This is a genomic window from Rhizobium sp. CSW-27 (assembly GCF_018760785.1).
Lineage (GTDB): Bacteria > Pseudomonadota > Alphaproteobacteria > Rhizobiales > Rhizobiaceae > Neorhizobium.
Genome location: NZ_JAHHZO010000004.1, coordinates 191,197 through 205,705 on the forward strand (window position 1 = coordinate 191,197; position 14,509 = coordinate 205,705).

At 63.3% G+C, this 14,509-nt stretch carries 13 protein-coding genes; 4 read left to right on the plus strand and 9 right to left on the minus strand.

What is annotated here, in order from left to right; all coding sequences use genetic code 11:
* Window positions 1-11: 11 nt before the first annotated feature.
* From pdhA to eno, 3 genes are all read right to left on the minus strand, one after another.
* On the minus strand, window positions 12-1,052 hold the full coding sequence (gene pdhA, locus KLP42_RS09880; RefSeq protein ID WP_215566258.1) for a pyruvate dehydrogenase (acetyl-transferring) E1 component subunit alpha: 1,041 nt from the start codon (window positions 1,050-1,052) through the stop codon (window positions 12-14).
* Window positions 1,053-1,197: 145 nt separating this feature from the next.
* Window positions 1,198-1,515, minus strand: coding sequence for an FtsB family cell division protein (locus KLP42_RS09885; protein WP_215566260.1), 318 nt, complete (start codon window positions 1,513-1,515; stop codon window positions 1,198-1,200).
* 157 nt (window positions 1,516-1,672) lie between these two features.
* Window positions 1,673-2,947 (minus strand): phosphopyruvate hydratase, encoded by a 1,275-nt coding sequence (gene eno / locus KLP42_RS09890; protein WP_215566262.1) that lies wholly within the window; start codon window positions 2,945-2,947, stop codon window positions 1,673-1,675.
* Window positions 2,948-3,249: 302 nt separating this feature from the next.
* Here eno and KLP42_RS09895 point away from each other — a divergent pair, with 302 nt between their 5' ends.
* Window positions 3,250-5,067: a methyl-accepting chemotaxis protein gene (locus tag KLP42_RS09895; RefSeq protein WP_215566264.1), complete on the plus strand. Its 1,818-nt coding sequence runs from the start codon at window positions 3,250-3,252 to the stop codon at window positions 5,065-5,067.
* A gap of 85 nt (window positions 5,068-5,152) precedes the next feature.
* Here KLP42_RS09895 and kdsA read toward each other — a convergent pair whose 3' ends face one another.
* The gene (gene kdsA, locus KLP42_RS09900) at window positions 5,153-5,998 is read right to left on the minus strand and encodes a 3-deoxy-8-phosphooctulonate synthase (RefSeq protein ID WP_215566266.1); all 846 of its coding nucleotides are present in this window, start codon (window positions 5,996-5,998) and stop codon (window positions 5,153-5,155) included.
* A gap of 126 nt (window positions 5,999-6,124) precedes the next feature.
* Window positions 6,125-6,808 carry a hypothetical protein gene (locus KLP42_RS09905; protein ID WP_502941288.1) on the minus strand — a complete coding sequence of 228 codons (684 nt, stop codon included), beginning with the start codon at window positions 6,806-6,808 and terminating at the stop codon, window positions 6,125-6,127.
* 251 nt (window positions 6,809-7,059) lie between these two features.
* On the opposite strand from KLP42_RS09905, the gene lexA reads away from it, so the two are divergent.
* Window positions 7,060-7,779 (plus strand): transcriptional repressor LexA, encoded by a 720-nt coding sequence (gene lexA, locus KLP42_RS09910; protein WP_215566268.1) that lies wholly within the window; start codon window positions 7,060-7,062, stop codon window positions 7,777-7,779.
* Here lexA and KLP42_RS26885 read toward each other — a convergent pair.
* Together KLP42_RS26885 and KLP42_RS09915 are read right to left on the minus strand one after the other, a co-directional pair.
* Window positions 7,760-8,065 (minus strand): hypothetical protein, encoded by a 306-nt coding sequence (locus KLP42_RS26885; RefSeq protein WP_252192892.1) that lies wholly within the window; start codon window positions 8,063-8,065, stop codon window positions 7,760-7,762. The genes lexA and KLP42_RS26885 overlap by 20 nt on opposite strands.
* Before the next feature lie 190 nt (window positions 8,066-8,255).
* Complete coding sequence (locus tag KLP42_RS09915; RefSeq protein WP_353844851.1) at window positions 8,256-10,184, minus strand: ComEC/Rec2 family competence protein; 1,929 nt, start codon at window positions 10,182-10,184, stop codon at window positions 8,256-8,258.
* Between the two features lie 441 nt (window positions 10,185-10,625).
* Between KLP42_RS09915 and gltA the strand changes: the two genes are divergently transcribed.
* Together gltA and KLP42_RS09925 are read left to right on the plus strand one after the other, a co-directional pair.
* Window positions 10,626-11,915 carry a citrate synthase gene (gene gltA / locus KLP42_RS09920; RefSeq protein ID WP_215566269.1) on the plus strand — a complete coding sequence of 430 codons (1,290 nt, stop codon included), beginning with the start codon at window positions 10,626-10,628 and terminating at the stop codon, window positions 11,913-11,915.
* A 154-nt stretch (window positions 11,916-12,069) separates the two neighbouring features.
* Entirely contained in the window at window positions 12,070-12,453 is a 384-nt protein-coding gene (locus KLP42_RS09925; RefSeq protein ID WP_215566271.1) for a nuclear transport factor 2 family protein, read from the plus strand.
* On the opposite strand, the gene lpxB is transcribed toward KLP42_RS09925, so the two are convergent.
* Complete coding sequence (gene lpxB / locus KLP42_RS09930; protein WP_215566273.1) at window positions 12,426-13,622, minus strand: lipid-A-disaccharide synthase; 1,197 nt, start codon at window positions 13,620-13,622, stop codon at window positions 12,426-12,428. The two genes, KLP42_RS09925 and lpxB, sit on opposite strands and share 28 nt — an antisense overlap.
* Window positions 13,622-14,506, minus strand: coding sequence for an LpxI family protein (locus KLP42_RS09935; RefSeq protein WP_215566274.1), 885 nt, complete (start codon window positions 14,504-14,506; stop codon window positions 13,622-13,624). The genes lpxB and KLP42_RS09935 overlap by 1 nt, the downstream gene beginning before the upstream one ends.
* Window positions 14,507-14,509: the final 3 nt, after the last annotated feature.

Below are 14,509 nucleotides of genomic sequence, written 5' to 3' on the forward strand. Positions count from 1 at the left end.
TCCCTCCCCGATTAGAGCAGAATGTCGGTGTAGAGCTCGGATACATCCGGCTCCGGATCGTTCTGGGCGAAATCGGCCGAGTCGGCCACGACGTCGCGGACATCCTTGTCGATGGCCTTCAACTCGTCTTCGGAGGCCCAGCCCTTCTCCACCAGACGCAGACGCACCTGCTCGATCGGATCATGTTCGGAGCGCATCTTCTGCACTTCATCCTTGGAGCGATACTTCGCCGGGTCGGACATCGAGTGACCACGGTAGCGATAGGTCAGCATTTCGAGGATGATCGGACCCTTGCCGGAGCGGCAATGCGCGACAGCCTCGTCGGCCGCAGCCTTGACCGCACGCACATCCATACCGTCGACCTGCATGCCCGGGATGCCGAAGGAGGCGCCGCGCTGCGAGAAATCCGTCTGGGCGGAAGCGCGAGATACGGCGGTACCCATGGCGTAGCGGTTGTTCTCGATCACGTAGATGACCGGGAGCTTCCACAGCTGCGCCATGTTGAAGCTTTCATAGACCTGGCCCTGGTTGGCCGCACCGTCACCGAAATAGGCGAGCGAGACATTGTCATTGCCGCGATACTTGTTGGCAAAGCCAAGACCGGTGCCGAGCGAGACCTGGGCACCAACGATGCCGTGGCCGCCGTAGAAATGCTTTTCCTTGGAGAACATGTGCATCGAGCCGCCCTTCCCCTTGGAAAGACCGCCGCGACGACCGGTAAGCTCGGCCATGACGCCGCGCGCACTCATGCCGCAGGCGAGCATGTGACCGTGGTCACGATAACCGGTAATGACCTGATCGCCTTCCTTCAGCGCCATCTGCATGCCGACGACGACAGCTTCCTGACCGATGTAAAGGTGACAGAAACCGCCGATGAAACCCATGCCATAAAGCTGGCCGGCCTTTTCCTCGAAACGGCGAATGAGGAGCATTTCGCGATAGGCCTTGAGTTCCTCGGCCTTGTCGAATTCCGCGATTGCACCACCATTGGATTTTGCAGGCTTCGCTGCCGTCTTGCGACCGGCGGCGGACGCGGCTTGCTTCGGCGCCATTCATAACCTCCCTGCGTGCTTGATTGGTTATGCGTACCATAGGCAAGAATGTTCGCCCCAGCAATGCCATAAATGCATGGCTCACATGATAATCAAGACCATGAAATTTCAGGGAAAAAACTGAATTAACCGAAGTTCAGTTAATTTAGAAATAGTTGTTGAAGATCACGATTTCATCGTCGCGCGATACGTTCAGCTGATAACGCGCGGTTTCATCCAGCATGTCCTTTTCCAGCGAACCATCGCTCAGCAACTGCACCTGCCGCTCCAGCGCCTGTCGCTTGTGGACCAACTTGGCCAGTTCCGCCGCCCTTTCAAGACGCATGCGCTCGAATTTTTCCGTGGCGATCAGCCCGAGATCACCATGGACGGAATGATAGCCGAAATAGGAAAGGAAGGCGGCCGTGATGGCGGGGAGGATCAGACGACCCAGTTTCCGTTCTTTGTGATGTCTCGTCCACATGCGAGATTGTGCCCTGCAACGCATTACGTCGGTTCAGATTGGCAGAACTTGATTAAGCAATCGTTGACCATTTTTGCGCGCACACCGTCGCACAGCAAAAAGGGCGGCGCCGCATCCGGCACCGCCCTCCCGTCATCCTGCAACCCTTGAGGACCGATCAGCCCTTCATGATCGAACGGCCGGCATAGCTCGCCTGCGGACCGAGCAGTTCCTCGATGCGGATAAGCTGGTTGTACTTGGCAATCCGGTCGGAGCGCGACAGCGAGCCGGTCTTGATCTGGCCGCAATTGGTCGCAACGGCGAGGTCCGCGATCGTTGCATCTTCGGTTTCACCCGAACGGTGCGACATGACGGCGGTGTAGGCAGCCTTGTGTGCGGTCTCGACGGCGTCGAGCGTTTCCGTCAGCGAACCGATCTGGTTGACCTTGACGAGGATGGAATTGGCAACGCCCATCTTGATGCCGTCGCGCAGGCGGGCTGAATTGGTGACGAACAGGTCGTCGCCAACCAACTGAACCTTCGAGCCGATCTTGTCGGTCAGGTACTTCCAGCCGGCCCAGTCGTCTTCCGCCATGCCGTCTTCGATCGAGATGATCGGATACTTGGCGGCGAGTTCGGCGAGGTAATCCGCCATGGCTTCCGGCTCCAGCGTGCGGCCTTCGCCTTCCATGACGTACTTGCCGTCCTTGAAGAATTCCGTCGAGGCGCAATCGAGCGCCAGCTGGATGTCGTCGCCCGGACGGTAGCCGGCCTTTTCGATAGACTTCATGATGAAGTCCAGGGCTTCCGGCGCGCTGTTGAGGCCGGGTGCGAAACCGCCTTCATCGCCCACGTTCGTGTTGTGACCACCGGCCGCCAGTTCCTTCTTGAGAACATGGAAGACTTCCGAACCCATGCGCACGGCGTCACGGATGCTTTCCGCACCGACCGGCATGATCATGAATTCCTGGAAGTCGATCGGGTTATCGGCATGGGCGCCGCCATTGATGATGTTCATCATCGGCACCGGCAGCAGGCGGGCGTTCGGGCCGCCGACATAGCGGAACAGCGGCAGACCGGCCGATTCGGCGGCAGCCTTGGCAACCGCCAGCGACACGCCGAGAATGGCATTGGCGCCGAGACGCGACTTGTTCGGCGTGCCGTCCAGCTGGCACATCAGATTGTCGATCAGGATCTGGTTCTCGGCATCGTGGCCGCCGATCGCATCGAAGATCTCGCCGTTGACGGCTTCCACCGCCTTCTCGACGCCCTTGCCGTGATAGCGCTTGCCGCCATCGCGCAGCTCGACGGCCTCATGCGCGCCGGTGGAGGCGCCCGACGGCACGGCCGCCCGGCCCATGCTTCCGTCTTCGAGGTGAACATCGACCTCGACGGTCGGATTGCCTCGGCTGTCGAGAATTTCGCGCGCGATAATATCGGTGATGGCTGTCATGGGCTTTTCCTGCTGGTACGTGCGGTGGAAATCACTGCCTGTCTTATCCAAAGGTACGGAAAATACAATGGCAGGAGCATGACAGTTCCGTCGGCGAGCAACAGATGATGCGCCGAAGGAAGGATGCCGGCGCACGCCTGGAGCTGACCGGCGCAGGATTGGCCACTCCAGTTTTTCGGGCCAAAACCCTGCACTGTCCTTTATCAAAAAAGTAATTCATTTCGAGTGAGTTATTGGGTGGCGAGGCCCGCGCGACAGGCGGAACAACCAGCTTTCGCCTGTCGGCCGGGAGGCGGCGCACAATGAAACTGACGATAGCGAGAAGCCTGACGCTTTTCGGCCTGCTTGTGGGAACCGGCGTCACGCTGGCGATTGCGCTGCAGACCTACGCCTTCGATCGCCTGAGGGTAAACGGTCCCGTCTATCAGCAGATCGTCTATGGCAAGGATCTCGTCGCCGACATCCTTCCGCCACCGCTTTTCGTGGTGGAATCCTACCTGCTGGCAACCGAAGGCGCCTATCATCCCGATGCAGCGCGCACCAATCTCGCAAAGATCGCCGAGCTGAAGAAGGCCTATGACGAGCGCAAGACTTACTGGCCGGCGACAGGTCTTGCCGCCGACCTGCAGGCGCAGTTGAAGGAACAGGTGGAGCCGACCGCCGATTCCTTCTGGCAGATCATCGCGGATCGCTATGCCCATGCGGTCACCGACAACGATGCACAGGACCTGCGGGAGGCGACGGTGGCGCTGAAGACCGCCTTCGAACGGCACCAGGCCGCGGTACTGCAACTGGTATCGCGAGCCAATGCTTTCCTCGCGGCAGCCGAAACGCAGGCGGCGTCGGAAACCGCCCGCCTGACCACGGTTTCGCTATCTGCGGCAGGCGGCGCGCTGCTGCTGCTCGGCGTCGGGCTCTTCCTGCTGCACCGCCGAGCCGTTCGCCCGCTGACCGGCATGCGCGATTACATGAGCATTCTCGCGAAGGGGGATTACAGCCAGCCGGTACCCTTCGATCAGCGTGCGGACGAAATCGGTGAAATGGCCGGCGCCGTCACCGTGTTCCGTGAAAACGCGCTGGAACGCATCGCCGCGCGCAAGCGTCAGGAGCAGGAGCGCGAACAGGCCATCGAAACGGAGCGGAACGAGATGGCGCGCAAGGCGGGTGAAGACGCCGCGCGCGCCAGCGTCATTGCCACGCTTGCCGCCAGCCTGGAGGCACTTTCCCGCGGTGACCTGACCGTCCGGATTTCCGACCGATTCGCGCCCGACTACGAGATGCTGCGCACGCAGTTCAATGACAGTGTCCAGTCGCTGGAACAGGCACTCGCCAGCATTTCCGTGACCATGTGGACAGTGCAGTCCGGCGTATCCGACATTTCCACCGGAACCAGCGAACTGTCGCGGCGGACCGAAACCCAGGCTGCCTCCCAGGAAGAGGCGGCTTCCGCCCTCAGCCAGATTACCGTCGCGCTGCGCTCCACCACCGAGCGAGCCCGGCGGGCCGACAGCCAGATGGCCGAAACCCGCCAGGGCGCGGAACGCTCCACCACTATCGTCCGCGATGCTGTCGCCGCCATGGACAAGATCGAGGAGTCATCCACACAGATCCGCCAGATCATCGGCGTGATCGATGAGATTGCCTTCCAGACCAATCTGCTGGCGCTGAATGCCGGTGTCGAGGCCGCCCGTGCCGGCGAGGCCGGCAAGGGATTTGCCGTGGTGGCCATGGAAGTACGCGAACTGGCCGGGCGCTCCGCCACCGCGGCGCGCGAGATCCGCCAGTTGATCGACACATCCAACACCCAGGTTGGCATCGGCGTCGACCTTGTCAATCGCACCGGCGAGGCACTGATCGCCATGGAGCACCAGATGGAGCAGGTCGGCACGCTGATCGATGCGATCGTCCGGGCCGCCGGCGAACAGTCGCGCGCCCTCGGCGAGGTCAGCGAGGCGGTCGGCCAGATGGATCAGGTGACGCAGCAGAATGCCGCCATGGCGGAAGAAGCGAGCGCCGCCTGCCGCGATCTCGACACCTGTGCGAGGGACCTCGGAAACCAGCTTGCCCGCTTTCGCACAAAGGCGGCCCTTCCGCCGCCCGGCCTCCGCCGCACATCCTGACTGCCGCACCTTGATCCGGCATCAAAAAGGGGCTGCAGCCGCCCCTTTCGTCATTCCGGCCTCGCCGTTTTCAGCCGGCACATGCTCAGCCTTTGGCAACGGCGTCGAATGCCAGAAGCTTTTCCAGAAGCCGCTCCAGATCCGACAGGCGCACCATGTTCGGGCCGTCGGACGGAGCATTGTCGGGATCGTCATGCGCCTCAATGAAGAGGCCGGCCACGCCGACGGCAACTGCTGCGCGCGCCAGGGTTTCGACGAATTCGCGCTGGCCGCCGGTCGAAGCACCCTGCCCGCCCGGCTGCTGCACGGAATGCGTGGCATCGAAGATAACGGGCGCACCCATCGCCGCCATGATCGGAAGCGAGCGCATATCGGACACCAGCGTATTGTAGCCGAAGGAGGCTCCGCGCTCGCATAGCAGCACGTTGGGATTGCCGCTTTCGGTAAACTTGGCCAGCACGTTGCGCATGTCCCAGGGGGCGAGGAACTGTCCCTTCTTGACGTTGATCACCCGGCCCGTCCGGGCCGCCGCCACCAGCAGATCGGTCTGGCGGCAGAGAAAGGCCGGAATCTGCAGGATGTCGACCGTTTCCGCAACAATCGCGCACTGCTCCTCGGTGTGAATGTCGGTCAGCACCGGAAAACCGAACTCCTTCTTCAGGTCGGCGAACACCTCCATGGCCTTGTCGAGGCCAATGCCGCGCCTGCCGGCAATCGAGGTGCGATTGGCCTTGTCGAAGGAGGACTTGTAGACAAGGCCGATGCCCAGCCGGTCGCAGATCTCCTTGATGGCGCCGGCCATCATGAAGGCGTGCTCGCGGCTTTCCATCTGGCAGGGGCCGCAGATCAGCGACAGGCGGCCGCTGTTGGAGAACTGGACGCGGCTTGCACCTTCGCCGACGGATACCACTGCATTGGCTGTGACTGACATGATCGATCCCAAAATACGGTGAAACCTGCATCCGGCACATCCGGATGCGGGCTGTTTGTCCGCGCTCATACCAGCCGGAGGGTTTCCTGTCACCCGCAGGACCGTCCGCGACCGGCGGCTCGACGGTCAGCGCGCCGTCACGTCGCGGGCCGCGAAACCGAGCACGCCCTTCATATAGGTCTCCACCACCACGCTGAACGGCGTGCCGGAGGGCGTTGCCAGATAGGCATGGTGGCGCAGCAGCGCCTCGGGAACGACCAGGCTGGCGGATGTGTCGGCAGGTATTGCAGCATCCGTTTCCCAGCCCGGGGGAAGCGGCTGCCACAAAAGTTCGGCCGACACCGTGTGGCGCTGGAACTGCAATGGCTGCACCACGCGACCAAAAGCGGTATCGGTGGTCTCCAGCATCCGGTTCATCTGAGGCGTCAACAGGGCCGGCACATACCAGTTGTCTGCCTCCGACAGCACATGCGCACCACATTTCAGCCGCACGTGACGATAGGCAAGCGGCGTCTGCGCCGACACCTTCAACAGGCGGCGAACCTCTTCCGAAGCCGGCTTGTCCGCGCCTTTCACCCGCTCCGCAACGATCTTCTCGCCCTCGGCCAGATGGTGCACGGCACACCAGCGATCGAGCGTCAGAGTCGCGCTGTCATGGCTGAGCAACTCGGCATTCAGCGTCTGCAAGAGCGCCAGCGCTTCCACCCGCATGACCGGCGTATCGGGCCAGGCGGGCGCCGCCGCAGAGGCAGGAAGGGAGAAAGACATGGATATGGCAGCAGGCAGGATGGATGAAATCAACATGCGCATGATGAACGCTCCCGGCTGAAATGGCCATCCCCCGGGATGGCCTTTTGTGCACCGCATCAACCCCGCCCGGCAGCTTCCACTGATTCCCGCCGAATCTGTGGCGGCGGCTTGAGTGGCAGCCATATTGCGTTGAGACGCCCCCCGGCGCCGGCACAGCAAGCCCCCGAAAAGTGCCATTTTTGGGGGCTTGCGGAACACATACGGAACAGATAGGGTCTGTTCTGTCTTTGTTTCGGGCTCGGGGTTGCCACATGCTGACACGCAAACAACAGGAACTGCTTCTGTTCATTCATGAACGCATGAAGGAGTCCGGTGTGCCGCCCTCCTTCGACGAAATGAAGGATGCGCTCGATCTGGCGTCGAAGTCGGGGATCCACCGGCTGATCACGGCGCTTGAAGAGCGCGGTTTCATCCGGCGCCTGCCCAATCGGGCCCGTGCGCTGGAGGTGATCAAGCTGCCCGAGTCCTACGCGCCGCCGGCCCAGCCGCGGCGTGGCTTTTCGCCCAGCGTCATCGAGGGCAGCCTTGGCAAGACGCCGCCAGCAAGGCCCGCCGCCCCGCCTGCCCCCGTCGAAGAATATACAGGAACCGCGACTGTTCCCGTGATGGGCCGCATTGCTGCGGGCGTGCCCATCTCGGCCATCCAGAACAACACCCATTCTATCGCCGTACCGATCGAGATGCTGGGCACCGGAGAGCATTATGCGCTTGAGGTGAAGGGCGATTCGATGATCGAGGCCGGCATTCTGGATGGCGACACGGTGATCATCCGCAATGGCAGTACCGCCAATCCGGGGGATATCATCGTCGCGCTGGTGGATGACGAAGAGGCGACCCTCAAGCGGTTCCGCCGCAAGGGTGCCTCCATCGCGCTCGAGGCGGCCAATCAGGCCTATGAGACCCGGATCTTCGGACCGGACCGGGTCAAGATCCAGGGCAAGCTGGTCGGGCTTATCCGCCGCTACCACTGATCAGCCGGCGTACGGCATCGGGCAAGACGTCATCGAAGCGCCGGCTTCGCCAGTCATAGCTGCGGTGCAGGTCCCAGGGACGCAGAAGAGCGTTATGTGCGGCAGCCGCCCGCCAGTTGGCCGGATCGCGGCTGCCGTTGAAATTCAGTTCCAGTGCGCCGGTGCGGCGCAGGGTTTGCCCGTTCAGCATCAGCGCACCGGAACGGCATTCGGCAAACCTCGCTTGCGCGGCAATGACGATATCGGCGAGATCACAGGCCGCACCCGCGTGACGACCGTCGTCCATCGCGATGACCGTTACCCCGCTCCGGGACAGGCCTAGACAGGCCAGGCCTTGATGGCATTGGAAGCGTCCGGTTGTCGCCCGCGCCCGCAGGCGGAGCTCTTCGATCGCCCGGCGGGCCTCTATGGGCGATATCGCCTCCTGCGTGCCTTGCCTTTCATTGCCTGTCGTCATGGAACGCACGGCCGACGGGTCAGGCTTTTGCGGGGGGGGTGACCGTCACGGCTTCACGCGCCCATTCCGGCGGGGACGGGCGCTCATGCACCTTCCCCTTGCGAAGGATCTCCGGTCCGCTGGTCGCCTCAAGGCGCAGGGCGTCCTGCCATTGCCGATAGATGAAATCGCTGGGGCTGCGCCGATTGGTCGCCGCCTGGCGGCCATCCAGCAGGGCGACCAGCGTTCCATCCTCCGCCACCAGCAGATCCGGCGGCCGCCCGCCCCCCGTCCAGGCGAAGAGGACAAGGGCCGCCAGAAGGAAGAACAGCCCGACGAGGCGCAACCGGCTGCGCAGGATCATCAGCAGCAGGAACCCGAGCGCCGCCAGCGGCAGGAAGGCCGGGGGCGGGCGTCCCGTCGCAACCTCGCCACCCCACCCCGCCACGGTGGTGGCGATCGCGATCACCAGTTCCAGCGCCCAGCCCATCAGCTTGAGAAAAGGCGCTTCGAGACCGAAGGGCATCAGCAGCATGCCGATCAGTCCGGCGGGCATCACCACCAGCGAAATCAGCGGCATGGCGGCCAGGTTGCCGGCAAGCCCATAGGCAGCCAGACGATGGAAATGAGCGAGCGAAAAGATGGCCGTCGACAGCATGCCGATCAGCGATGTGACGAGCACGCCCGCAGCAAAGCCGATCACCGGCCCTGCAAGCCGGGCGAGAAGCGGGTCAGCAGCCGCCAGAACGGCATGCTGTTCGCCGGAATGGCGGCGCATCCACACCTCATAGCCAGCCACGAGCGCCGTGGTGGCGGCAAACGACATCTGAAAGCTGGCTCCCAGCACGGCCGAGGGACTCAGGACGAGAATGACCAGGGCCGACAGTGCGATATTGTGAAGACTGATCGAAGGTCGATCGCACAGCACGGCCACCAGCATGATGAACATCATGATGTAGGCACGCTCCGCCGAAACACCGAAACCGGAAATCAGGTAGTAGGCCGTCACCATCAGCAGCGCGCCGGTGGCCGCGATCTTCTTGATCGGCATGCATTGGGCCAGGCCGGGAAACAGGCTGAGCGCGGCACGCAGGCCGACAAAGGAAATGCCGGCCGCCAGCGCCATGTTGAGCCCGGAGATGGCAACAATATGCGCAAGGCCCGAAAGCCGGAGCGCCTCGACAGTCTCCTGCGAGATGGCGCGCCGCTCGTCCGTCACGATGGCAGCAGCGAAGGCGCCGGCATCCCCGCCGACCACGTCGCGGATCCGCTGGCCGATGGCGGCGCGCAGGTCGAAGAGCGTTCCCACGAGGGCGGCGGTCAGTCCGCCGGACGCCGTATCCATGCCCAGGATCTGCGGCGCGCCATAAAAGAAGCCGACGGCGCCGATTCCTTCGAAATAGGCGGGGAAAGCGAAATCCAGCAGCCCGGGTAATGCCGGGCCGGAGGGCGGCGACAATCTGACGCGGCCCTCCACCTGCGTTCCGGTCGGAAGTGGCTCATGGCGCGCCCGCCACAGCACCACGACGCGCTCAGGGGGACGCGACAACGCCGGTTCAGCCGTGCGGCTGACCCGAACCGTGTAGCGCCAGCGTCCGCCGGAGACCGCTTCCCGGCGCTCCACCACACCGAGCATGCGCGTCGTCACCGGAGCATCCAGGATCAGCGTCGCATGACGCAGCGTCTGCAGATGGGCAAGACCCGCCCCGCACGATGCGAGACCCGCAGCAAGCAGCACGCCGCGCCATGCAGCGTGGCCATAACAGCCAGCAAGCCAGCCGGCGGCAAGAAGTGGCGGGCCTGTCCAGGATATCCAGGCCGGCGGCGGTTTGGCCGCGCAGAACCAGAGAATCGCACCGAGGCCGACAAGAACCGGCAGCAACAGGAAACCGCGTCCATAGGCGCTCTCTTCCGCCGCAAGCCGCTGCCACCAGGCCAGCCTCTGCGGCTGTTCACGCGATATTGACACCCTTTCGTCGGAGGCATCCCACAGCAATGGCGCTCCAACCCGCCCTGCCCCTTTGCGCAGCGGTAGGGCCCGCGGGAAGCGGGGCCGGAAGGCCTCGACCTCCCGCGCTGATTCGCCCGCCGGGGTTTCCGCTTCCGCCACGCACCCTCCGCCAAACGGCGCCCGTCCTTAACCGAAATACAACCTGAACCTGTTTATCTGCGCCGGTCAATTGCCGCTTTCCGCGGCAGAACACGGCCAGCCTCGATTGGATCGATTGAAACGCGGTGAACCGGCAAAACCGGAGAAACAAAAGCGGGAAACCCGAGTGAAGTCACAGATTTCGCGCTGCACAATTACCCGCGGCAAGTGCTTGGCAGCACGCATCAGATCATATAGCTACTTTCAGAGGCTTCACTCATCTGGCGCTTTCAGCGCCTTTCCGCCCATCGGAGGATCAGTATGACGGACACAAGCGCACATCTTGGATTGGGAGAGAAGAAGGTCGACCTTCCGGTGAAGAAGGGAACGATCGGGCCTGACGTGATCGATATCGGTTCGCTTTACAAGCACACCGGCGCCTTCACCTACGACCCCGGCTTCACCTCGACCGCTTCCTGCGAATCCAAGATCACCTTCATCGACGGCGACGAGGGCGTCCTCCTGCATCGCGGCTACCCGATCGAGCAGCTGGCGGAGCATGGTGACTTCCTGGAAACCTGCTACCTGCTGCTTTACGGCGAACTGCCGACCGCCGCACAGAAGAAGGATTTCGACCACCGCGTCACGCACCACACCATGGTGCACGAGCAGATGAGCCGCTTCTTCACCGGCTTTCGCCGCGACGCCCATCCGATGGCCGTCATGGTCGGCACGGTCGGCGCGCTGTCGGCCTTCTATCACGACTCGACCGACATCACCGATCCTCACCAGCGCATGGTCGCTTCGCTGCGCATGATCGCCAAGATGCCGACGATCGCCGCCATGGCCTACAAGTACCATATCGGCCAGCCCTTCGTTTACCCGCAGAACAATCTGGATTACGCCTCGAACTTCCTGCGCATGTGCTTTGCCGTGCCGTGCGAAGAATACAAGGTGAACCCGGTTCTGGCGCGCGCCATGGACCGCATCTTCATCCTGCATGCCGATCACGAGCAGAACGCCTCCACCTCGACGGTGCGCCTCGCCGGCTCTTCCGGCGCCAATCCGTTCGCCTGCATCGCGGCCGGCATTGCCTGCCTCTGGGGCCCGGCACATGGCGGCGCCAATGAAGCAGCGCTCAACATGCTGATGGAAATCGGCACGCCAGACCGCATTCCGGAATATATCGCCCGCGCCAAGGACAAGAACGACCCGTTCCGTCTGATGGGCTTCGGTCACCGCGTCTACAAGAACTACGACCCGCGCGCCAAGATCATGCAGAAGACCACGCATGAGGTTCTGGGCGAACTCGGCCACAAGGACGACCCGCTGCTGCAGGTCGCCATGGAACTGGAAAAGATCGCCCTGACGGACGAGTACTTCATCGAGAAGAAGCTCTATCCGAACATCGACTTCTATTCCGGCATCACGCTGAAGGCGATGGGCTTCCCCACCACCATGTTCACGGTGCTCTTCGCTCTCGCCCGCACCGTCGGCTGGATTGCCCAGTGGGCCGAAATGATTGAAGACCCGCAGCAGCGCATCGGTCGCCCGCGCCAGCTCTACACGGGCGCTGCCAAGCGCGATTACGTGCCGGTCTCCAAGCGCTGATCGAAGGCCTCTGGCCCTGTGAGAAAGTCCGCAGCCTCGCGCCGCGGGCTTTTTTTTTCGTGGACCGGGTTCCCTTGTCCGGCCATTTGCATCTGCCCCGCAAGGTCATACACTGCCGCACGGCAGGCATGTCGGAGCGCAGGGAGGTTTGCAGGTGGACCAGGAAACGGCCGAGACACTGATTGCGCTCGAACGAAGCCTGCATGAACCGGCCACGCGCGGCGACCGACAGCAGGTCGCGGCACTGCTGGCCGAGGATTTCGTTGAATTCGGCAGTTCGGGACGCATTTTCAACAAGGCGCAGACGATTTCGGCGCTTGCAGCGGAAACGCCCTCAGCGGACGAGCGACGGCTCCAGGCATTCGACTTTGTCGTGACCGACCTCGCTCAGGATGTTGCGCTCGTCACCTACAAGATCGATCGCTCCCAGACACGAACAGGCACGGCTCGCACAACCCTTCGAAGCTCGATCTGGAAGCGGATCGACGGGCGCTGGCAGATGCTGTTCCATCAGGGAACGGTGGTGCCCGCCCTCTGACCACGCCGCGCGAGAAGTTCCAGCACAAGGCCGGCACCCGCCTCTCCCGGCGGAACGCTGGTGGCCAGCCGTTCCCAGACGGTATCAAATCCCGCGAGCATGGCGCGGCGTTGCGGTGTATCGGCGCTCAGGCAGTCTGCCCAGCGGGCGAGATAACCGGGACGCACCAGGTCATTGATGTGTTCCGGCAGTACCGGCTGGTCGGCAATCAGGTTCGGCAATGCGGCGGACCAGATTTTGATGCGCGACAGCATCAGTTTCATCAGCCAGTCCACCTTGTAGATGGAAACCGTGGGCACACCGCAGAGCGCAAGTTCCAGCGTCACAGTGCCGGATGCTGCCAACGCCATGTCGCACTCTGCAAAGGCCTGCCACTTGCCCTCGGAGCCAATGGTGATCTGCGGCTTGATGGCCCAGTTGGCGGTAAGGCTGCGCACCAGTGCCTCCTGCCGCGGCACGGTAGGCAAAAGGAAACGGACGCGGCCTCCGTTGCGCTCGGCGATCAGCTTGACCGTCTCTTCCAGCGCCGGCATCAGTATCCGGATCTCGGTGGAGCGCGACCCCGGCAGGATGACGATCGTGCGACCGTCATCGGCATCCGGCAGACCGCGCGCCGCCCGCCGGGCACGCACGCGCAAAACATCCGGATCCGCCGTCAGCCGGTGACCGATGAAATCCGTCTTCGGACCGCCGAGCCGCTGCATCGCCTCCGGTTCGAAAGGCAGGATGGCCAGAACCTGATCGACATAGGCAAGCATCGCCGTCGCCCGATATTCCTTCCAGGCCCAGACGCTCGGGCACACATAATCGACCACCGGCAGGTCCGGCAGTGCCCTGCGCACGCGCCTTGCGACGCGATGGGTAAAGTCCGGGCTGTCGATGATGATCAATACATCGGGACGTTCGGCTATGATGGCATCGGCGGCCTGGCGGATGCGCCGCATCAGTTGCGGCAGGCGCTTCAGCACCTGCGTCAGCCCCATGATGGAAAGTTCGGAAAAATCGAACAGGGAGCGCAGTCCCTCTGCCTCCAGAGCCTCGCCCCCCACACCGACAAGCCGGACCGGCCCTGGCCATGCGCGTTTCAGATGCGCCACCAGATCGCCGCCCAGAAGATCCCCGGACACTTCACCGGCAATCACGCCGATCTTCAGAACCCGCTCGCTCATCACCCGATCCCCTGTCCCGGCAGGCCGGCATCGATGCCGCAGATGAATACGCCAGCCTCGTCCGCAGCCTGCAGCATCGCCTCGCGCTCCACGATCAACGCCCGCCCCGCCTCCACCGCAATGCCGCCGAGCCCGGCAGCAACGATGGCGTGGATGGTCGACGGACCGATGGTGGGCAGATCCGCGCGCATGTCCTGCTGCGGCTTGCACAGCTTGACCAGCGCGCCGCGTCTGCGTCTTGAAACGCGCCCGGCCGTGCGAAGTTCACCGACGCGCTGCAACATCGCGTCGGTTCCCTCGACGCCCTCCAGCGCCACGATCCGCCCGCCGACGCTGACGGCGCCCTGTCCGACGTCAAGCTGCCCCAGAAGCCGTGCCGCTTCTGCTCCGCGAGCGATATCGCGCCGGTCGTCCGCATCCGGCTGATGGCGACCAAGCGTGCCTATATCGGCCAGAAGACCGGGCAGGATCTCGTGCACGCCGACGACCCGGCAGCCCATACCTTCGAACAGGCTGATCACCATGCGCAGAACGGCATCATCGCCGCCGGCAAGCAGCGTCTTCAGCGCCTGCGGCAACTTGATGAGCGTCGACAGCGTCGGGCGGATCTGGCGCCATTCCGGCCGGCGGCGCACGCCGCCGGACATCACCACCCGCCGGACATCCCGTTCCCTGAAAAGCCTCTGGATGCGCACCTGATCGCCAACGCCGGCGACAGCATGATCAAAGTCGGAAAAGTCGCGGTCCGCCTCATCCCGAAGGCAGACGACAAAGGGCTCGTCACCGGCGGCGCGTGCGGCTTGCGCCACATGCAGCGGCAAAAAGCCATGCCCTGCGATGATTGCCAGACGTCCCGTCCGGTCGCGAACGGGAGAGGAGCCCACGGC